This window comes from Paenibacillus sp. Y412MC10 (assembly GCF_000024685.1).
Lineage (GTDB): Bacteria > Bacillota > Bacilli > Paenibacillales > Paenibacillaceae > Paenibacillus_AQ > Paenibacillus_AQ lautus_A.
In genome coordinates, this window is sequence record NC_013406.1 from 6,649,529 (window position 1) to 6,668,986 (window position 19,458).

17 protein-coding genes are annotated in these 19,458 nt (G+C 53.5%); 10 read left to right on the forward strand and 7 right to left on the reverse strand.

The genetic code is table 11. The features are described 5' to 3' along the window. Positions 1-157: 157 nt before the first annotated feature. Positions 158-1,270, reverse strand: a complete 1,113-nt coding sequence (gene fni / locus GYMC10_RS29455; protein ID WP_015737760.1) for a type 2 isopentenyl-diphosphate Delta-isomerase — start codon at positions 1,268-1,270, stop codon at positions 158-160. 414 nt (positions 1,271-1,684) lie between these two features. Between fni and GYMC10_RS29460 the strand changes: the two genes are divergently transcribed. Beyond that, complete coding sequence (locus GYMC10_RS29460) at positions 1,685-3,124, forward strand: phospholipase D family protein (RefSeq protein ID WP_049788835.1); 1,440 nt, start codon at positions 1,685-1,687, stop codon at positions 3,122-3,124. Between the two features lie 67 nt (positions 3,125-3,191). Here GYMC10_RS29460 and cls read toward each other — a convergent pair whose 3' ends face one another. After that, complete coding sequence (gene cls, locus GYMC10_RS29465) at positions 3,192-4,694, reverse strand: cardiolipin synthase (protein WP_036662074.1); 1,503 nt, start codon at positions 4,692-4,694, stop codon at positions 3,192-3,194. A gap of 201 nt (positions 4,695-4,895) precedes the next feature. On the opposite strand from cls, the gene GYMC10_RS29470 reads away from it, so the two are divergent. From GYMC10_RS29470 to GYMC10_RS29490, 5 genes are all read left to right on the forward strand, one after another. Next, positions 4,896-5,492 carry a TetR/AcrR family transcriptional regulator gene (locus tag GYMC10_RS29470; RefSeq protein ID WP_015737763.1) on the forward strand — a complete coding sequence of 199 codons (597 nt, stop codon included), beginning with the start codon at positions 4,896-4,898 and terminating at the stop codon, positions 5,490-5,492. Positions 5,493-5,589: 97 nt separating this feature from the next. Continuing rightward, positions 5,590-5,931, forward strand: coding sequence for a DMT family transporter (locus GYMC10_RS29475; protein ID WP_015737764.1), 342 nt, complete (start codon positions 5,590-5,592; stop codon positions 5,929-5,931). Further along, positions 5,931-6,245, forward strand: coding sequence for a DMT family transporter (locus GYMC10_RS29480; RefSeq protein ID WP_015737765.1), 315 nt, complete (start codon positions 5,931-5,933; stop codon positions 6,243-6,245). Before GYMC10_RS29475 ends, GYMC10_RS29480 begins: the two co-directional genes overlap by 1 nt. A gap of 152 nt (positions 6,246-6,397) precedes the next feature. Beyond that, a complete protein-coding gene (locus tag GYMC10_RS29485; protein WP_015737766.1) occupies positions 6,398-7,351 on the forward strand; it encodes a TetR/AcrR family transcriptional regulator in 954 nt (317 codons plus the stop codon). A 27-nt stretch (positions 7,352-7,378) separates the two neighbouring features. Further along, positions 7,379-10,582, forward strand: a complete 3,204-nt coding sequence (locus GYMC10_RS29490) for an efflux RND transporter permease subunit (RefSeq protein ID WP_015737767.1) — start codon at positions 7,379-7,381, stop codon at positions 10,580-10,582. Between the two features lie 81 nt (positions 10,583-10,663). Here GYMC10_RS29490 and GYMC10_RS29495 read toward each other — a convergent pair whose 3' ends face one another. Then, entirely contained in the window at positions 10,664-11,341 is a 678-nt protein-coding gene (locus GYMC10_RS29495) for a molecular chaperone (RefSeq protein WP_015737768.1), read from the reverse strand. A gap of 343 nt (positions 11,342-11,684) precedes the next feature. Between GYMC10_RS29495 and moaA the strand changes: the two genes are divergently transcribed. Then, positions 11,685-12,689, forward strand: a complete 1,005-nt coding sequence (moaA, locus tag GYMC10_RS29500) for a GTP 3',8-cyclase MoaA (protein WP_015737769.1) — start codon at positions 11,685-11,687, stop codon at positions 12,687-12,689. Positions 12,690-12,813: 124 nt separating this feature from the next. Here moaA and GYMC10_RS29505 read toward each other — a convergent pair whose 3' ends face one another. Continuing rightward, positions 12,814-13,458, reverse strand: a complete 645-nt coding sequence (locus GYMC10_RS29505) for a molybdenum cofactor guanylyltransferase (RefSeq protein ID WP_049788762.1) — start codon at positions 13,456-13,458, stop codon at positions 12,814-12,816. Positions 13,459-13,647: 189 nt separating this feature from the next. Here GYMC10_RS29505 and GYMC10_RS29510 point away from each other — a divergent pair, with 189 nt between their 5' ends. Further along, a complete protein-coding gene (locus GYMC10_RS29510) occupies positions 13,648-14,883 on the forward strand; it encodes an MFS transporter (protein ID WP_015737771.1) in 1,236 nt (411 codons plus the stop codon). 164 nt (positions 14,884-15,047) lie between these two features. On the opposite strand, the gene GYMC10_RS29515 is transcribed toward GYMC10_RS29510, so the two are convergent. Further along, positions 15,048-16,766, reverse strand: a complete 1,719-nt coding sequence (locus GYMC10_RS29515) for a glutamine--tRNA ligase/YqeY domain fusion protein (protein WP_015737772.1) — start codon at positions 16,764-16,766, stop codon at positions 15,048-15,050. 276 nt (positions 16,767-17,042) lie between these two features. On the opposite strand from GYMC10_RS29515, the gene GYMC10_RS29520 reads away from it, so the two are divergent. Together GYMC10_RS29520 and GYMC10_RS29525 are read left to right on the forward strand one after the other, a co-directional pair. Then, entirely contained in the window at positions 17,043-17,297 is a 255-nt protein-coding gene (locus GYMC10_RS29520; protein ID WP_009594520.1) for a DUF2164 domain-containing protein, read from the forward strand. A gap of 48 nt (positions 17,298-17,345) precedes the next feature. Then, positions 17,346-17,894, forward strand: a complete 549-nt coding sequence (locus tag GYMC10_RS29525) for a GNAT family N-acetyltransferase (RefSeq protein ID WP_009594522.1) — start codon at positions 17,346-17,348, stop codon at positions 17,892-17,894. A gap of 160 nt (positions 17,895-18,054) precedes the next feature. Here GYMC10_RS29525 and GYMC10_RS29530 read toward each other — a convergent pair whose 3' ends face one another. Then, entirely contained in the window at positions 18,055-18,714 is a 660-nt protein-coding gene (locus GYMC10_RS29530; RefSeq protein WP_015737773.1) for an MOSC domain-containing protein, read from the reverse strand. Positions 18,715-18,941: 227 nt separating this feature from the next. After that, positions 18,942-19,439, reverse strand: a complete 498-nt coding sequence (locus tag GYMC10_RS29535) for a GNAT family N-acetyltransferase (protein WP_015737774.1) — start codon at positions 19,437-19,439, stop codon at positions 18,942-18,944. Positions 19,440-19,458 lie beyond the last annotated feature (19 nt).

Consider the following 19,458-nt stretch of genomic DNA (forward strand, 5'->3'; position numbering starts at 1 on the left):
AGGTTTACTCTTATTTATAAGTATACGCTTGGGATCTATTCGCCGAAGCCCCTATCACCAGCTAAACAATCTTATTAATTATAGCAGATACCCCATAGACTTCAACACGAATATACTGCCATCGTCGAGCCCCGGTTCTGGCGGTATTCTCCCCTGTTTAGGCACGAATCAGCCGCCTGGTGGACTTCAGGGCTTCGATATTCCCCGCGCCGATGCCGAACATAGCCGTCCGCAGCTCCAGCTCCACCTGAGCAAGCCGCTGATCGAGCGCTTCAACCGAATCGACCGCCGAGCCCAGAAGTCCGCGGCCGAAGCCTGCCAGATCGGCGCCCAGAGCAAGTGCTTTGGCCGCATCGACGCCGCTCTGCAGCCCGCCGCTGCCGATCAGCGCGCAGGCAGGCGCGGCTTCGCGCACCTCCGCGATGCATTCCGCGGTAGGATTGCCCCACCCGGCAAAAGCCTCGGCCGCTGCGCGGCGGACCGGATCCGGGCTGCGGAATTTCTCGACCTGGCTCCATGAGGTGCCACCCGCACCGGCCACGTCGATGAATGCCGCCCCGACGTCCAGCAGAGTCTGCGCCGTTTCGCCATCGATTCCCCAGCCCACTTCTTTAATCCCGACCGGTATCGAAAGCGTGCGGCACAAATCCTCGATACGCCCCAGCAGACGGCCGAACCGGGTGTTTCCTTCCGGCTGAAACACCTCTTGCAGCCCGTTTAGATGGAGAACCAGCATATCCGCGCCCGCGATATCCACCGCCCGCTGACAATCGTCAAGGCCAAAGCCATAGTTCAGCTGCACCGCTCCTAGGTTCGCGATCACCGGCACGCTCGGCGCGCTCTCGCGCACGCGGAATGTCGAAGCAAGCTCCTCCTTCTCCACCGCAGCCCGCACGGAGCCGACACCAAGCGCCCAGCCGCGCCGTTCCGCCGCTTCCGCAAGACGCATATTGATCTCTCCGGTGGCCTTGCTTCCGCCAGTCATGGAGCTGATCAGGAATGGCGTGCGTACGGAAAAATCAAGAAACGTCGTATCCAGCTTAATCTCTCCAAAGTCGATCTCCGGCAGTGCGGCGTGACGAAAACGGTATCGTTCAAAACCGGTGGTTACCCCCACGGAGCCCACTTCTTCGTCCAGGCATAATCGAACATGCTCGATCTTCCGCTCGCCGGTGGGCACTTCCGGCATCAGTCTGCCCCCAAATCTTCCTGATCCTCCGCCTGAAACGGTTGCAGGTTTGCCCGCAGTCTGTTCATGTTCTGAGTTCATTCCGTGCCTCCTTATCCGATTCACTCATCCTTAATAAAGCCGTATCTAAAGCATATCATTGACATCGCAGGTTGTCCCAGCTGCATGATATGTACATCCTTTGACAATTTAAATACCGATGTTCTCACGATCTCCCGTATGTTCGAAACCCAGCAACCTTCCCAAATAGCATTCTGCCCCGGCCTCCCGGGATCATCCCCAAAAGCGGTGCTTGCCGAATTGCAAAAACTGGGGTGCGTCAGGGCAGCACTTTCATGTTAATTAACGTTATACGACCTACGAATAGAAAAGATAGGAGGATGGGCGATCTTGGACTTCCGCCGTTTGTTCCATAACCGCAATTCAGCTAAACCACCTGCACCGGGTCCAGACACGCAGCCCCTGCCAGAAAACCCTCATGCCAAAAGCTCCCGAATGCGAAAAACAATATTCATGGGTCTTGCCCTTCTCATGCTATGGCTTATCGGCGTGATGGTCTATCAGACTCATAAACCTCTTCCGAGTGGAATTTCCTATGAAAGTCCGCTCTACCAAAGCGACGTGAAGATGTGGATCGACCTGACCTATCCCGGACCGGACGGCCAGCCTGTCCACGATCAAGAAATCGGAGCGCGCATCGGCCAAATTATCGACGAATCGCGAAAATTCCTGGTGATCGATATGTTTCTGTTCAACGGATATGCCCATAAGGACCAAACATTCCCGGAAGTCAGCGAAGAGCTTGCCCGTCGCCTGGTTACCCATAAGAAGAACCATCCCGATATGGATATCTTCTTTATCACCGACGAAGTGAATACCGGGTACGGCTCCTATACGCCGCCGGAGTTCGAGTCCATGAAGGCGGCAGGCATTCATGTGATTTTAACCGATGTCAACCGGCTGCGGGACTCCACGCCCGCTTATTCCGCCGTATGGCGCACGTTCATTCAGTGGTTCGGCCAGTCCGGCAAAGGCACGCTCCCCAATCTCATGGCAACCGAAGCACCCGATATTACCGTTCGCTCCTATCTGAAGCTGCTGAACGTGAAAGCCAATCACCGCAAAGTCGTGATCAGCGAGAACGCCGCGCTGGTGACTTCGGCCAACATGCATGACGCCAGCGCCTTCCACTCGAACATCGCCTTCGAAACGAGCGGGGACATCATCGGCGATATGCTTGCGGCGGAGCAAGCCGCCGTTAACCTTACAAACCCGATCAAGCTGCCGGAATACGAGCCCGGCTCCAAGCCGGCGGTGCAGCCTTTAGGTCAACCAAACGGCGTCGATGTTCGTTATTTGACGGAAGGAAAAATCTATAAATATGTGCTGGAGGGCATTGAGCAGTCGCAGCCCGGGGACACGCTCTGGATGGGGATGTTCTACCTGGCCGACAGTAAAGTCATGGAACGGCTTCTGCAAGCCTCGGACCGAGGCGTTGATATCCGTCTCATTCTGGATCCGAACCAGAACGCCTTCGGCCGGGACAAAATCGGCATCCCCAACCGTCCGGCTGCAGCCGAGCTCATCCAGAAATCCCAAGGAAAAATATCCATTCGCTGGTACAACACCGGCACCGAACAGTACCATACCAAGCTCATGTACATTGCCAAACCGACAGGCAAATCGATTATTACCGGCGGGTCAACCAATTTCACCCAGCGGAATCTGGACGATCTGAATTTGGAGAACAATCTGTGGATCGCTGCCCCTCAGAATCATCCGCTCACCCGGGATTTGGACCGTTACTTTCATCGGATATGGTTCAACGAAGATGCCCCGTTCAGTCTGGACGTCGACGCTTACTTGGGAAAGACCACATGGATGAAGGACATCCTGTTTAAATTGCAAAAAAGCTTGGGTTTCACTACCTTTTAAAATTTTTACAAATAGAAGAAACGAACAGGCTTAGGGATACGGCCGGTCCCGGCTTCTTCCGCTGCGTTTACAACAGGGGAGACATCAGCCGGGCAGCGGATTCAAGCAGCCGTGTCATGATTCTCTTTTTGCGGGTATGATGGCGGTCGTACACGATGGCGGATTCCAGGTCATGCTCGAAATCGGATACCAGCTTGCTTACGCTGTCCGTGTGTACGAGCAATGCATTGACTTCAAAATTAAGATGGAAGCTCCGCATGTCCATATTGGCCGTGCCGATGGTGGCCACCTCGCCGTCGACGATCAGCAGCTTGGAGTGCATGAACCCTTTTTCGTATTCATAGACCCTCACCCCAACATCCAGCAGGGCCGGGAAATAGGAATGGGACGCGAGGAAGGGCAGCCACTTGTCCGGCTTTGACGGAAACAGAATGCGCACGTCAAGACCCGATAAGGCGGCAACCCTGAGCGCGGTAAGAATGTCCTCATCCGGTATAAAATAAGGCGTAGCAAGCCACACCGACTTACGAGCCGACACAATCATGGAGAAAAAAATGTTCTTGAGGGCTCTCCGTTCATTATCCGGACCGCTTGCGATAATCTGTACGGCACCGCTGCGGTTCTCCAGCAAATCCGGGGAGTAATAGATCGGCTCGTTCGGCTGCTCCCCCGTCATATACTGCCAATCCTGCAAAAATACAACCTGGAGCGTCCGAACCGCTTCTCCCCGGACAAGCATATGGGTGTCGCGCCAGAAACCGAATGCTTTGCTGCGGCTTAAATACTCGTCACCCACATTCAAGCCGCCAACGAACCCGACGCTGCCGTCGATCACGACGATTTTGCGATGATTGCGGTAATTCACGCGGCTCGTGAAGAAGATCGTCTTGGGACTGCCGAACACGGCCACCTGCACGCCCGCATCCCGCATCTCCTGCAGGAAGGAAGGCGGAAGCTGCAGGCTGCCGACGGCGTCTACCATAAATCGCACGGCAATCCCTTGCCTCGCCTTCCGTATCAAAATTTCCTGGATCTGCGTTCCGATCGCATCCGGGCGGTAAATGTAATATTCCATATGAATATGGTGCGCCGCTTGCTCCAGCTCCGCAATCAATGCAGCAAAGGTCTCTTCCCCATCGGTCAGCACCTTCGTGTCGCTTGAGAACGATATCGGCGTGCGCGCAAGCCGGGTGGACAGCTGAAGCAGCTGCTGCACTTCCGGTTTGAAGCAGGAGACGTCGGGTGTGTTCTTGCGCAGGACCTCGCTGGTGTAGACCAGGCCGTCCTTCCTCGCCTTTTTATCGTATTTTCTCCGTTTGAAATAGTTCTGTCCGAACAAAAAATAAAAGACGAGCCCGACGATGGGGACAAGCGCCAGCAGCAGGATCCAAGCCATGGTGCTGGAAGGATGGCGATTCTCCATAAAAATCATGAATCCGATGGATACGACGGTCAGCGTAGAGAATATCCCGATAACCGTCCCTGTCGTCTTCCCGAAATAATGCATGCCAAAATAATAAAACGCGAACAATAGCGCGGTGATCAGTACAGCCTCTATTCCCTTTCTCATATCCATTTACCCCTTGTTCTTCATCGTTTCTGTCTCTGTATGCACGATGCTGGTCACACATATTCTACATGATCTCCCCCAGGAACTAAAGACTGTTCTCCTTGGGTCGGCAAGTGCCCCATGTCCCAGAAAAAAGAGATTGACAATGCTGACGCCATTTGATAGAAATATAACTAACGATCGTTAGTTAGGAGGAATTCAATGAGTGCCGCCGACATTAAACAGTCCGCTCTTGCCCACTTTGCCAAAAACGGTTATGAAGGGGCATCGCTAAAACATATCGCCGACGATTGCGGTATCAAGAAACCGTCGATATACGCCCATTTTTCGAGTAAGAAGGATTTGTTTCTGCAAGTGCTCCAGGACGTATTCCAACGTCAGGAGGAAATGATGGTAGCCTATTTCCTTGACCATTCCGATTGGCCGCTGGAGCAGCAGCTGCACGGATTTCTTGAGAATCGTCTCCAAGCTTATCAAATGGATGACGAGGTCCAGTTCTTCATGCGGATGGCCTTCTTCCCGCCTAGCACGCTGTATGACGAAGTGATGGCGATGGTGTATCCGCTGCTGGATCAACAGGAGCAGAACCTGTCGAAGCTGCTTGCCGCGGGCTGCCCGGAGCAGGGCCGCATCATCCGTCATCCGCGCAATGCGGCGATAGCCTTTATGACCTTGGTGGACGGGATCCATCTGGAAACCGTGTACGGCGGGGAAGAGCGGGCCTCAAGACGCCTTACAGCTGCTTGGCCTGTGTATTGGTTAGGGGTAACGAAGCAAAGATATAACCACAAGAGTTAAATCCTGATGGAATGACGCATCCTAAGCAGGAAGTTGTAGTCGAAAGAATTTGTAATGTAAGGTTACCGTTCTTTTCGTAAAAGGAGTGACAAACATAATGAATCGCAACTGGGGTTACGTGCTGCTGGCTGGATTGGTTGAAATCATATGGGTGATGGGGTTGAAGCATTCCTCCAACATCTGGGAATGGCTTGGGACCTTGGCCGCCATCGCAGCGAGCTTCTATCTTATTATCGAGGCGGCCAAACGGCTGCCGGTCGGAACCGTATATGCCGTCTTTACGGGGATCGGCACCGCCGGAACGGTCGCGTCCGAAATGCTGTTCTTCGGAGAGCCGTTTAAACTGGTCAAGGTGCTTCTGATCTGCGTGCTGCTTGCCGGCGTTATCGGCCTTAAGCTTGTTACGGCTGATCACGCCGAACCGGAGGTGAGTAAATAATGGCTTGGATTGCGCTTATATTTGCCGGATTATTCGAAATCGGCGGCGTCGTCGGCATCAAAGGCGTGTCGGATCGCAAAGGCTGGCGTTATGTACTGATTTTGGCCTTATCCTTCGCCGCCAGCTTCTCCCTCCTCTCCTACGCCATGACCGAGCTGCCCATGGGGACCGCTTATGCGATCTGGACGGGGATCGGTACGGTCGGCGGGGCCTTGACCGGCATGTTTCTGTTCGGGGAGCCCAAGGAATGGCGGAGAGTGCTGTTTATCGCCATGATCCTGTGCTCTGCCGTGGGCCTGAAATTGATCAGCTAATATTTTTTCAAGAAAAATCGCAAGTTTTCAGAACCTAACGAAAAGGACGACCGTAGTAAAGTTGAAACGGTCGTTCTTTTTTGTATATAATAGTTCTTGACCTTATGGTCAATCCAAGAACCGACAAGTTCTTAAGCGAGGTGAGCTATTGATTGGCTGATAAAACGGCAGAAAAACGACAGCAAATTCTCATCACTGCGATGCAGCTGTTTTCCGCGAAGGGCTCTTCGGTTACCTCCATGCAGGAAATCGCCGAAGTATGCGGGATGTCGAAAGGCAGCCTCTATCTTCATTTCAAGTCCAAAGAGGAATTGGAAAAGAGCATTTACGAGCATATCGCAGGCCGGATCAAAGACGAGATTCTCCGGGTCGATCACGATCCGCTGCTAGCGCCTAAAGAACAGCTGCGTAAACAGACGGAAGTGCTTCTGATCCATTTTCTAGAGATCCGGGAATTTCTCCTGAAGCAAATCCATGATCAGATGCCGGGAAAACCGCCTTTTGACAAGGAAAACATGCGACTGGAGATGCTTGCTGCATTGCAGTGGTTTAACAATAAGCTGAAAACCATTTATGGACCGGACGTTGAGCCGTATACGATTGAGATCGGCATGTTTATGGCCAGCATGCTGGGCTCGTATATCCGTTTTCTGTTCATGCCGGAATTCCATTTGAACGTGGGAATCACGGCAGATCACCAGATCCAGCTGCTCGATGATATCGTAGCCAGCATTCTTCGCAGACGGCCGGAGCCGCTGATCCCGATGGAGGCGGTTGGCCAATTGGGCCAATTATGCCAGACCGACGTTCCCAAACAGCGCCATCCGCTGATCGTCATTAAGGCAATGAAAAGCGAGCTGAAGAAGGTTCAGGCCGAGCCGGAAGAGCGGGAAGATGCGATGGAATCCCTCAATATTATGGAGAAAGAGCTGCTTGGTCTCCAGCCCAGCCGGGCCGTTCTGAAAGGAATGCTTGCTAACTTGGAGGGGATCGAGGAAATCGAAGCATTGTATACCGAGCTCAAGGGCACCATTTCGACTGTGCTTGAAAGCTATCTTACGCCCGGCGGCATGATGCAGGGGAATTCGTTCAAATTAGAGACATAGAGTTTGGAGAGGAGAGAGAATCGCCTAATGAAAGGAATTATCAATTTCTCGCTGCGCAACAAGTTTGCGATCTGGCTGCTGACCATCATCGTCAGCTTCGGTGGATTGTACGGCGGACTGACGATGAAGCAAGAAACCATTCCGGATATTAACGTTCCGTTCTTGAGTGTCACCGCCATCTATCCTGGTGCATCTCCCGAAGGCGTTGTGGAGGATGTAACCAAACCGCTCGAGACGAGACTCCGCAATATCGACGGCGTCAAAACCGTAACCTCCACTTCCATGGAGAATGCAGCGAATGTCATGGTTGAGTTTGATTATGGTAGTGATCTGGACAACGCTACGGCGGCTGTTCGCGAAGCCATCAACGAGGTAAAGCTGCCTGACGACGCCCAGAAACCTACCATATCCAAATTCAGCATGAGCTCCATGCCGGTTGTCTCGTTAAGCATTGCTAACAAGGACAACATGGAATTGGATGAATTGACTCGCATCACGGAGAATGACATCGTTCCCGAGCTGGAGGATTTGGACGGGGTTGCTTCCATCCAGGTAGCCGGCCAATTCGTGAATGAGGTACAGCTTAAGTTTAACCAGGACAAAATGAGCGAGCTTGGCCTGACCGAGGATACCGTCAAAGGTATCGTGCAAGGTTCGGCGCTGTACGCTCCGCTCGGCATGTTCGAAATGGAAAAGTCCCAAAAAGCCGTTGCCGTTGATGGCGGCATCATCGGCATCGACGATCTGAAGAATATCGCCATTCCGGTCATTCCGGGTGGCGGCGGGGCGGATGCGTCTGCCGGCGCCGGTGCTCCGAATGCCGGTGCAGGCCAGCAGCAACAGCCGCCTGGCGATGCTGCAGGGACCGGCCAGCAAACTGTGCCTGGTGCTGGCGCTGGTGGACAAAATAGTGCTCCTGGTATGCCAGCCGGCATTCCAACCGTCAAACTGAGCGAGATTGCCAAAATTGAAGTGATCGGCTCCTCGGAATCCATCTCCCGCACCAACGGGAAGGAATCGATCGGTATCCAAATCGTAAAAGCAAACGATGCCAACACGGTTGACGTCGTGAACCAGGTCAAAGACAAGGCCGAAGAATTGAGAGGCCTGTATCCTGGCATGGATCTGACGATCATGCTGGACCAAGGCAAGCCGATTGAGGACTCTGTCCATACGATGCTTTCCAAGGCATTATTCGGTGCGTTGTTCGCCGTTCTGATCATTATGGTCTTCCTGCGCAACATCCGTTCGACGATTATTTCGATCATTTCGATCCCGCTCTCCCTGCTGATTGCGGTTCTGTGCCTGAAGCAAATGGATATCACCCTGAACATGATGTCGCTCGGCGCCATGACCGTTGCCATCGGCCGGGTTGTCGATGACTCCATCGTGGTTATCGAGAATATTTACCGGCGCATGTCCCTTTCGACCGAGAAATTGAAGGGCCGAGAGCTCATCAGCGCCGCTACGCGCGAAATGTTTGTGCCGATCATGTCCTCCACCATCGTGACCATCGCGGTATTCCTGCCGCTTACATTGGTCAGCGGCATGGTAGGAGAGCTGTTCATGCCGTTTGCATTGACGATGGTCTTTGCCCTGCTTGCTTCCCTGGTCGTGGCGATTACGCTCGTACCTGCCATGGCGCACAGCCTGTTCCGCAAAGGCTTGAAGAACACACATGATCATGAAGAGAAGCCGGGTGCCATGGCCCGCGGCTATCGCTCCATTTTGAAGTGGACCTTGAATCACAAAGCGATTACCTTCCTGGCAGCCATCGTGCTGCTCGTTGGAAGCTTGTTCTTGACCAAGTACCTGGGCGTAAGCTTTATTCCGGAACAGGAAGACAAATACGCGATGGTCACCTATTCACCTGAGCCTGGCGTAATGCTGGAGGATGTTGAGGATCGAGCCTTAAAAGCCGAGAAGCTGATCCTGGATCAACCAGGCGTGCAATCGATGCAATACTCCATCGGCGGAAGCAATCCGCTGGGCATGGGCTCCGCCAATTCAGGATTGTTCTACGTTATGTATGATCCGGACACGAAAAACTTCGAAGACGTCAAAAAGACGCTCATCGAAGATCTTGCCAAGGAAGTGCCGGACGGCACTTGGTCCAATATGGACATGGCAGCCGGCGGCTTTGGGGGCAGCCAGCTGACGGTGAACGTCTTCGGCGACTCGCTGGAGCAGATCAAGCCGGTGGCCGATCAAATCGCAGAGCTTGCGAACAAGGATACCGCGACGTTTGAAAATGCGGAAACCAGCTTGTCCGAAGCGTTTGAGCAGTACACGCTGGTAGCCGATCAAGAGAAGCTCAGCTCACTGGGCCTGACGGCCGGACAGCTGGCCATGAAGCTGGCCCCGGTACGGGAACGTCCGGTCTTGACCGAAGTCAAGATCGAAGACAAAACCTACAATGTTTACATTGAAGCGGACAGCAAAACCTATAAGAGCATTAAGGAAATCGAGAACGAAACCGTGACCTCCCCGCTTGGCATCGAAGTACCGATCAAGGATGTGGCCAAGGTGGAAAAAGGAACCACTCCGGATTCCATTACGCGCATCGACGGTAAAATGGTTGTGAGTGTCACAGCCGACATCCTGTCCAGCGACGTAGGCTCGGCTTCGACCAACCTGGAGGCCGAAGTGAACAAGCTTGAGCTTCCAGACGGCGTGTCCGTCCAATTCGGAGGCGTCACCGAGCAAATTAACGAAACCTTCGGACAGCTCGGGCTCGCCATGCTGGCGGCCATCGCTATCGTATACTTTGTACTCGTGGTTACGTTTGGCGGGGGACTCGCTCCATTCGCCATCCTGTTCTCGCTGCCGTTCATTGTCATCGGCGCTATCATAGGCCTGCTCGTCACGGGCGAAACACTGAACGTGTCTGCACTGATGGGCGTGCTCATGCTGATCGGTATCGTGGTGACGAACGCGATCGTGTTGATCGACCGCGTGATCCATATGGAACGCGAAGGAATGAGCACGCGCGAAGCCCTGCTCGAAGCCGGCGCTACCCGTCTTCGTCCGATTCTGATGACGGCACTGGCAACCATCGGCGCGCTCCTGCCTCTCGTATTCGGCTGGGAGAGCAGCGCAGGCATCATCTCGAAAGGACTCGGCATCACGGTTATTGGCGGCCTGATCAGTTCCACGCTGCTGACACTCGTGGTTGTACCGATCGTGTACGAGTTCCTGATGAAGTTCAGCAAGAAGAGAATCGAAGATTAATTAGAAAACCAAACGCCCCGGCCTCCTACATTAGGAGGCCGGGGCGTTGTTCTGTTTGTTGACGATGATATGATTCTGGCGCTAATGCACCAGCATGGCTTCCTTGGAATGCTTCCAGGTCTTCAGCATGTTCAGATCCTGTGCGAGGAATTCCTCCAACAGGCTGAATAACGACTGGTATAGCGGGCTTTGCGTGGACCCCTTCAGATCCTTGCAGAGGGATGGCACCCATGACAACAGATGCTCCTCCAGAAATTTCTCTTGTACCTCCATTAATTGCAACATGCTATCTTCACAATACGTATTGTTCAGCATACGGTCATGAAGCAGCGTCATAAATTCCAGTTCAATGGCTATATGATCGTCCGCTTCGCCATGCAGTTTATTAAAGGCAACACCGGCGGATGCATAACACTCGGCCAAATCCTGAGCGCATCCATCCTTCGTATAATGGGATTCCGCGGCCTGGCGAGGTTTGGACAGCTGAAGCAGACGACGGTATTCCGCCCCCTCATATTCGCAAATCCGAACCAATTCCTCAGGCGAGCGTCCGCATAAATATTTCATCAGTTCCGTACCGGCCTTCGAACACTCCGCCGCCTTGCTAATTCCGCTCCCGCGGCTCCATTCCGCAATCATAGACAAGCTGGGCCAATTTCCCAAAAAATCAATCAGCAACTCGTAGACCGTCCCCCGGTTTTCAAGCCACCTGTGACAGACGTCAGGCACCTCCAAAGTTTGAACAGGTGATATCGCCATATCGAACCTCCTATTGGTAACCTTTCTTGTTGGATGTGATATCCTTGACAGTATATCTTAGATGAACGTCTAATGAAAGCAGTTTGAAATGATTTCCGAAAATTTCGGAAAAATCAGGAAACTTTCGGAAATCTAGAATGTCACTACTCGCTTTCAAGGGGAGAAAGCTTTGGTCCACAGGTTCAATATACCTGATTTAGAAAGCGTTTTCTGTGATACTTCTCACAAATCCTTGAACTTATCCGTGCGGCTTGTCCGGCTGACATGACCCTTACAACGCATTGACTCCTGTTCGGGGAATGGCTACAATGTGACCATGCACGCTAGTAAAAGGGGGATTTCCATGATCGAACCGCTTAAAGATTCCTTCGGTCGTGTCCATGATTATATTCGAATCTCGGTGACGGATCGGTGCAATCTTCGTTGTGTATATTGTATGCCGGAAGAAGGGATGGAATTCCAACCTCACGATCAGATTATGAGCTATGAAGAGATCGCCTCGATCATGCGCGTTCTGGCCCCCATGGGCGTCTCCAAAGTACGCCTTACCGGCGGCGAGCCGCTTGTGCGCAAGGATCTGGAAACCTTGGTCCATCAGATTGCTTCCATTGAAGGAGTTCAAGATATATCCCTCACCACCAACGGGATCATGCTCCCATCCAAGGCCCGCCTGCTGAAGGAAGCGGGACTCACCCGCATCAACATCAGCCTGGATTCGCTCCAGGAAGAGCGTTACGCTCGCATCACGCGCGGCGGCCGGGTGCATAAAGTGCTGGAAGGCATTGAAGCCGCTTATGAAGCCGGCCTGAATCCGATCAAGCTGAACATGGTGTTAATGAAGGGCTTCAATGAGGACGAGATTCGCGACTTTATCGCCCTGACGCTTGATCGTCCCCTTCATGTCCGCTTTATTGAATACATGCCGATCGGCCAAGCATCCGATACCTGGCGGGATTCGTACCTGCCGCTGAGCCGGGTATCCGAAGTGTGCCAAGAGGCCGGCTGGGCCATTCAAGAAGAGCAGGGCCCTTCCGGCAACGGTCCTTCGCGCAATATGAAGGTGGTTGGAGCAACGGGAACGTTCGGTTTGATCCATCCGGTCAGCGATCATTTCTGCGATTCCTGCAACCGGCTCAGGTTGACGGCCGACGGCCATATCAAGGCCTGCCTGTATTGGTCGGACGAATTTAACGTGCGCCGCGTCATCGATGACCCTTCAGCGGTGGCGAACCTGTTCCGCAAAGCGCTCGGCGCCAAGCCGCTGAACCATGAAATGGCGCTCGCCCTGGAGAAAAAGGCCCAAAGCCATACTCCTACGGTCCGGCGCATGTCGCAGATCGGCGGATGAGCTTCTGCTCCGCGCATGAGAGCAGAATCAGCATAACCAAAGCAAACTGCCTTTTATATACTAGAAAGCCCTGCCAAGCATTCGAATGGCGGGGCTATTTTTATAGGATGCGTGCAGGGGACGATCATTCTTCCGTATTCAGCAGACCGCCTGCGGCCTCGTAATCCCCGGGCGTGTTCATGTTAAATAAGATTCGGCGCGGATCAAGGCCGCTGACCTCCGCTAATTCCTTCTCATTCGCAAAGACGGCATTCAGCTCCTGCACCCACTCCACCATGCGGAGCTGCCCCCGGATCAGCCTGCGCTCAAGGCTTTCCGCGGTCTCTCTGCGATACGCTGCCAGCAGCGGGTGCATCCTTCCTTCCACGACCGGGATTACGGCCTCAGCCGTGTCCTGCTTGTTCGCCAGATCCAGCAGCCCCTGGAGAAACCGCTCGTGGATATAAGGCATATCGCAAGCTGCGACCAGATTCCATGTGCTCCGGGAAGACTTCAGGGCGGCGTGAAGGCCCGCCATCGGACCTTGTCCGACATAGAGGTCGGGGACGCATTCCAAGCCGAGGAATTGATAAGATTCCGGGTCATTGGTAGACAGGATCACCCTTCCGCTGACTTTGTCCAGCGCGCGGACCGTCCGTTCAATCAAACTCATCCCCTCCATGGGCAGCAGCGCCTTGTTTCTCCCCATTCTCCGGGAGGCTCCTCCAGCAAGGGCGATTCCCGTCACTTGACCCGATGGCAGACGAACATCTTGGGAGTGAACGCTCATATGCTCCACCAGCCTTTCTTCAAGTTATAAAAAATCGGATTCAGTTTATAGGTTAATATCCAGAATAATGGAAAATCATTTAAAAGATGGTTTGTATCCCTTTTCAATGCGTGATACATTGAAAGGAAAGCGGCTTTTTTTCTTATACCGCGATTATGGATTGTATTCGGTTTGAAAGGAATGACCTACTTGCGGAATATGGACAATGCTCAACCTTCGCTGACATCGCTCAAGCTGTTCAACTTCTTCATTTACGGAACCATGGTCATCTTCACCGGTTTCTTCCAGTTGTATTTGCAAGATATCGGCATGAGCAAAATCGAAATCGGCAGCCTGATGGCGATTGCGCCATTTGTGTCCATCTTCGCCAATCCGTTCTGGGGATTCTGGAGTGACCGGGCGGCCAACATCAAACGCGTGCTGCTGATCATGATGACCGGTACGCTGCTGCTGGTTCAGCTTGTTTTTCAGGCGAATACCTATGCAATGATATACATGACGATGATTTTCTTTTATTTTTTTCAGACGCCGATGTTCTCGCAGACGAATTCGCTGATTCTCACCTATATTGATGGAACTCAGCAAAAATTCGGCTCGTTCCGGCTGTGGGGCTCGCTCGGATGGGCGCTGACGGCCATCGCTGCCGGGCCTGTCATCGACCGGCTCGGGTCGGGACGCATCGCCATCGTGTTCTCGATCATGCTGCTGGTGGCGGCCGTGTTCATGTTTACGCTGCCCTCCATTCAGAAAACGGCGGCATCGGCATCGGTCAGCCTCAGGGGGCTCAGCAGGCTGTTCCTGAACTCCTATTTTGTCTGGTTCATCCTGTTAGGCATCATGGTATCCATCCCGAACACGGCGAACAATACCTTTATGTCCCTATACATTCTGGAGCTGGGCGGGACCAAGCAGACGGTCGGCCTCGCCATCTTCTTCTCATCGATATTCGAAGTGCTGATCTTCATTCTGTTTGACCGCTTCCTGAAGCGGAAAATCAACGTCCTGGTCGGCTGCCTGACGATTGTCAGCCTGCTCTTCGCGCTCCGCTGGCTGCTTATGGCCGAAGCCAACAGCCCGCTGGAGGTCGCCTTCATCCAGCTGCTGCACTGCGTTACCTTCGGCGGCTACTTCTATGTCGGCGTTCAGCTGACAATGCTGTTTGTTCCGACGCCGTACCGCGCCTCCGGCCAAGCGATCTATACCTTAAGCTGGAGCGGCATATCCGGTGTCATCGGCGGCCTTGCCGGCGGCTGGATGTTCCAGAACTTCGGAGCGCAGGCCATGTACCGGACCGGTACGATGCTTGCCATCGTGGGTGCCATCGGCTTTGGCTGGATGTGGTATAACCTGCGCAGGCACGGATACCAGCCGCTGCACCCGGACGATCCCGAAGACGACGAGATCGAGGAGTACGCTGCGAGTTAACACGAAGTTATCTCCCGTACGATTTCACTTCCAAGATGATATCACCGTAAATATAACAAGACTCGAATGAATCCTGGAACGGAATCTTCGAGTCTTGTTTACGTTTAGGGGCCAGGTCGACCTGATCAGCACCTACCCGTGCCTTTTTTTATTCTCTGGCTTGTTTAGTTCTTCGGAAGCTGGAACGAGCTCTTCAGGGAAACCACGCGGTTAAATACCGGACGTCCTGGCTGCGAATACTTCGAGTCGACGTTGAAATATCCGTGGCGGAAGAACTGGAACTTGTCCTGCGGCGCTGCATCCTTCATATTCGGCTCCACGAAGCCTTGCACGATTTGCAGCGAATTTGGATTGATGTCGTCCAAGAAGGACTTCTCGGCAGCTGCCTCCTCCGCTTCGCCTGCAACCTCGTGTACCAATTCCGCTTCTTCGTCTTCGTCCTTGAACAGCGGCTCGAACAGACGGAATTCGGCAGGCACGGCCTGCGTGGCCTCCACCCAGTGAATCGTCCCCTTCACCTTGCGTCCGGTAAAGCCGCTGCCGCTCTTCGTCTCCGGATCGTATGTGCAGTGAATTTCGACGACCTTGCCGTTCTCGTCTTTGATCACGTCATTGCACTTGATGAAATACGCATGCTTCAACCGGACCTCATTGCCCGGGAACAAGCGGAAATATTTGCTCGGCGGATCTTCCATGAAATCCTCTTGCTCAATATAAATCTCACGCGAGAACGGAATCTGGCGGATCCCCATCTCCGGATTCTCCGTGTTGTTCTCGGCATCCAGCCATTCGACCTGACCTTCAGGGTAGTTCGTAATAACCACCTTCAGCGGGTCCAGCACGGCCATCGTGCGGGGAGCCTTCAGCTTCAGGTCTTCACGGATAAAGTGCTCCATCACTTGGCGGTCCACCGTGCCGTAAGCCTTCGAGATTCCCGTCTCAAACACAAAATTACGAATGGCTTCCGGCGTATAGCCCAGACGGCGAAGTCCGGAGATCGTCGGCATGCGCGGATCGTCCCAGCCGTCTACAATGTTCTCGTCTACGAGCTGCTTCAGCTTGCGTTTGCTGGTTACCGTCTGCGCCACGTTCAGACGCCCGAATTCGTACTGACGCGGCGTGCTGTCCATCTCGCATTCCGCCACGACCCAATCATAGAACGGGCGCTGATCTTCAAACTCCAGGGAGCACAGGGAATGCGTAACCCCTTCGATGGCATCCTCCAGCGGATGGGCAAAAGCATACATCGGATAGATGCACCACTTATCCCCTGTATTGTGATGATGCGCGTGGGAGATCCGGTAGATGACCGGATCCCGCAGATTGATATTCGGGGAAGCCATATCGATCTTGGCGCGCAGCACGCGTTCACCGTTGGCGAATTCCCCTTTGCGCATCCGCTCGAACAGATCCAGGTTCTCTTCCACGCTGCGGTCCCGGTATGGACTGTTCTGTCCAGGCTCGGTCAAGGTTCCGCGCGTTTCGCGGATTTGGTCAGCGGACTGGTCGTCCACGTAAGCCTTCCCTTTCTTAATCAGCAGCACCGCGCGGTTGTACATCTCTTCAAAATAATCGGACGCGAACCGCAGCTCTTCCCAATCGAAGCCAAGCCACTTCACGTCTTCCTTGATGGAGTTCACGTACTCGATGTCTTCCTTCACCGGGTTCGTGTCATCAAACCGCAAGTGTGTCCGTCCGCCGAATTCATCGGCCAGCGTAAAATTGATCCAAATGGCCTTGGCATGTCCAATATGCAGGTAACCGTTCGGCTCCGGCGGGAAACGGGTAACGATCTCCTTGACTTTACCGGACTTCAGGTCTTCGGTAATAACATTCTTTATGAAATTGGAGGGGGTGCCCCGATGGTTCTCCACGTTGATCAACCTTTCGTCCTGTAATTTCTGTCTATCTCCTGTATAAACGTGTTTCTCTTAAATATACCTGTAATGACGCGATTGTTCAAGGAATTCGGCACTCCCGCGCAGTTAGCCCGCGACTTGGGACAGGGGGGCCGGGAGGCAATAACTACAAGTCCTCAACCTGCTTGCAGAGGTTCCTCCCTTAGCCGGATATAGCGGCAAAAATCATTTTGACGGGGGCTTTTTAATAGGGTAGCATGGAGAGAAAAACAGTGTTTGAAGGAGGCCGGCCATCATCTTATGAAGCCCAGCAAATTCCCAAAAGAACAGCGCGAACAGCTGATTGAATTGGTGCAGGAATACTTTGAAACGGAACGCGGCGAAACCCTCGGAAATCTGGCCGCAGAGAGTGTTCTTGATTTTTTCGTGGAGACCTTGGGGCCTCATCTATACAACCAAGCGCTCAGCGATTGCAGAACGGTTGTCAGCCAGCGCATGATTTCCCTGGAAGAAGATATTTACGCATTGGAGCAAAAAGTGAAGCGAACTCGTTAGAGGTACATATACTTAATACTTCGCGATGGAGAACAAAGGAGATACCGTATGTTTGGATACACATTGGACGATCATGTTGAATTGCGCCCGCTTGCCATCGAACATGCACGGGCGATGTTCGAGATTACCGACCGGTCGCGCGACCGTCTCCGCAAGTGGCTTCCGTGGGTGGATGCCGTCACCGAGGTTAACGATACCCTCAACTATATCAAGGGTGCCATGAAGCAAGCAGCCGACAATGGCGGCTTCTCGGCAGGCATCTGGGTGCGCGAGGAGTTGGCGGGCACGATCTCGTTTCACGAGATCGATTGGAACAACCGCTCGGTCGGCATCGGCTACTGGCTGGATCAGCATTTTACGGGGCAAGGCCTGATGACAAGCGCATGCCGCGCGTTCACGGATCACGCGCTGATGCGCATGGGCCTGAACCGGGTGGAGATTCGATGCGCAACGGCTAACCATCGCAGCCGGGCGATTCCGGAACGTCTGGGCTTTGTCCTTGAGGGAGTCATACGGGAAGCTGAGAAGCTGCCCCAAGGCTATGTCAACCATGCGGTCTACGGCATGATTCAGAGCGAATGGAAGCGGATGAGGTAACGCATACGGTTTAGCTTCGCCGGTACTGGCATTTTCTATAATTCCAATAAAAAAAACGGCTTGTATCCTACCAAAAGGACGCAAGCCCTTTTTGTTGTCCGTATGTGTTCTAGAACGCGGGCTAACCTTGGCTTAGAGCTTGGCAAGAGTCCGTGCGACTTCAATCCTGATGGCTTCGAAGGGTCGCCAGCCATGTCCCGAATTGCGACTTCAAGCTTGAGGCGAGTTCGTCGATCTCCAGCATGCGCTCAAGCCCTTGTTCATCCTTTCGCCCGTCCTTCATCATGCGAAGCACTTCCAGCACCGTGATGCCGGAAGCTTGGGAATCAAGCCGGGTAACGGGGGAGTCTGCGCTGATGCTTCCTTCCTCGAGCACGCGGAAATAAAAACCGCTGTAACCCGTGTTCAGCACCCTTGCCGGCATGTCCTTGACGCCATGCTTTTGCGACAGCTTAAAGCAGGGATATCGGGGCTGGCTGACCTGCAGTACCGCCTCCCCTACCCGGTATACGTCTCCGATGCGGACTTCATCCTCCAGCAGCCCTCGCAGCGTCAGATTTTCGCCGAATGCGGCATACGGCATCGGTTTGCCCAAGGACCGTTCCCAATACGGATAATGCTCCGAAGGATACGCGCACACCGCCTTATCCAAGCCGCCGTGATTGATGAGATCGGCTTGCCCGTCCCCTTCGAAATTCAATGAACTTAGAAACAAGGAGCCTTCCACAGGCTGCTTATAAATTCCGGTAGACAGGTCCTTCCCCTGGTAATCCACCGTTACAGGCTTTCCCACATTCAGCGATACAATGCCCATGGTCATGGAAAAACAACCTCCGCTATCTTTCTTTTCATCTACTATATGCAATCGGGTATGCCCTTGTCCAGAAGCCGTTTCAGTGGGAGGACCCCAAAAACAAAAAGGCCAACCAGAACTCTCTGGTTGACCTAATCATACGAACAACCCGGCAAAACCGCCGGACTGTTCAAGCCTATGATCTCATCTCTTTCGCATCCGTGAACCGGACCAGGGTGATATCCTGAGGGGAATCATGATAAGAAGTAACACATTAAAATATCATCAACGTAACGTCCATCCACGTAGAACTCCCGAATCAGCCGCCCCTCTTCCTTAAACCCGCAGTTTCTGTAAAAGGAGAGCGCGCCCGGGTTGCTGGACAGCACCCGCAGCCTCAGCTTCGCAATGCCTTCCACCCGCGCCATATCCTTCGCCGCCTCGATCAACCGCTGTCCGATGCCCTGCCGCTGATGGGCAGGGTGGACCGCGATGTTCAGCTCGAGCACATGGCGATTGCTGTTAAGGCCTGTGGGCGAACGGAAGCCGACGTAACCGCACAGCTCCCCTTCATGCAGCGCAACAAGCTGCGTGCCTGGCGGGCACTGCAGAAGATAATGGTCCCGCGAGCTCCATTTCAGGGGCTCCGGGGCCGTATTACGATCCCATACCAGTTCGTCGAGTTCCATAAGCGCAGCGGCATCCTTCATTTCCGAGAACCGGATCGTCACTGTCTCTTGACGGGTCTTCATCGACATCCCTCGCTTCGAT

Excerpts from the sequence above, each read along its gene's own strand:
- GYMC10_RS29495 (WP_015737768.1), bottom strand. The coding sequence starts at position 11,341 with ATGGCGATATCACCTGTTCAAACTTTGGAGGTGCCTGACGTCTGTCAC.
- GYMC10_RS29480 (WP_015737765.1), top strand. The coding sequence starts at position 5,931 with ATGGCTTGGATTGCGCTTATATTTGCCGGATTATTCGAAATCGGCGGC.
- GYMC10_RS29505 (WP_049788762.1), bottom strand. The coding sequence starts at position 13,458 with ATGAGCGTTCACTCCCAAGATGTTCGTCTGCCATCGGGTCAAGTGACG.
- GYMC10_RS29530 (WP_015737773.1), bottom strand. The coding sequence starts at position 18,714 with ATGACCATGGGCATTGTATCGCTGAATGTGGGAAAGCCTGTAACGGTG.
- GYMC10_RS29460 (WP_049788835.1), top strand. The coding sequence starts at position 1,685 with ATGCGAAAAACAATATTCATGGGTCTTGCCCTTCTCATGCTATGGCTT.
- GYMC10_RS29490 (WP_015737767.1), top strand. The coding sequence starts at position 7,379 with ATGAAAGGAATTATCAATTTCTCGCTGCGCAACAAGTTTGCGATCTGG.
- GYMC10_RS29535 (WP_015737774.1), bottom strand. The coding sequence starts at position 19,439 with ATGAAGACCCGTCAAGAGACAGTGACGATCCGGTTCTCGGAAATGAAG.
- GYMC10_RS29520 (WP_009594520.1), top strand. The coding sequence starts at position 17,043 with ATGAAGCCCAGCAAATTCCCAAAAGAACAGCGCGAACAGCTGATTGAA.
- fni (WP_015737760.1), bottom strand. The coding sequence starts at position 1,270 with ATGAACTCAGAACATGAACAGACTGCGGGCAAACCTGCAACCGTTTCA.
- moaA (WP_015737769.1), top strand. The coding sequence starts at position 11,685 with ATGATCGAACCGCTTAAAGATTCCTTCGGTCGTGTCCATGATTATATT.
- GYMC10_RS29470 (WP_015737763.1), top strand. The coding sequence starts at position 4,896 with ATGAGTGCCGCCGACATTAAACAGTCCGCTCTTGCCCACTTTGCCAAA.
- GYMC10_RS29525 (WP_009594522.1), top strand. The coding sequence starts at position 17,346 with ATGTTTGGATACACATTGGACGATCATGTTGAATTGCGCCCGCTTGCC.
- GYMC10_RS29475 (WP_015737764.1), top strand. The coding sequence starts at position 5,590 with ATGAATCGCAACTGGGGTTACGTGCTGCTGGCTGGATTGGTTGAAATC.
- cls (WP_036662074.1), bottom strand. The coding sequence starts at position 4,694 with ATGAGAAAGGGAATAGAGGCTGTACTGATCACCGCGCTATTGTTCGCG.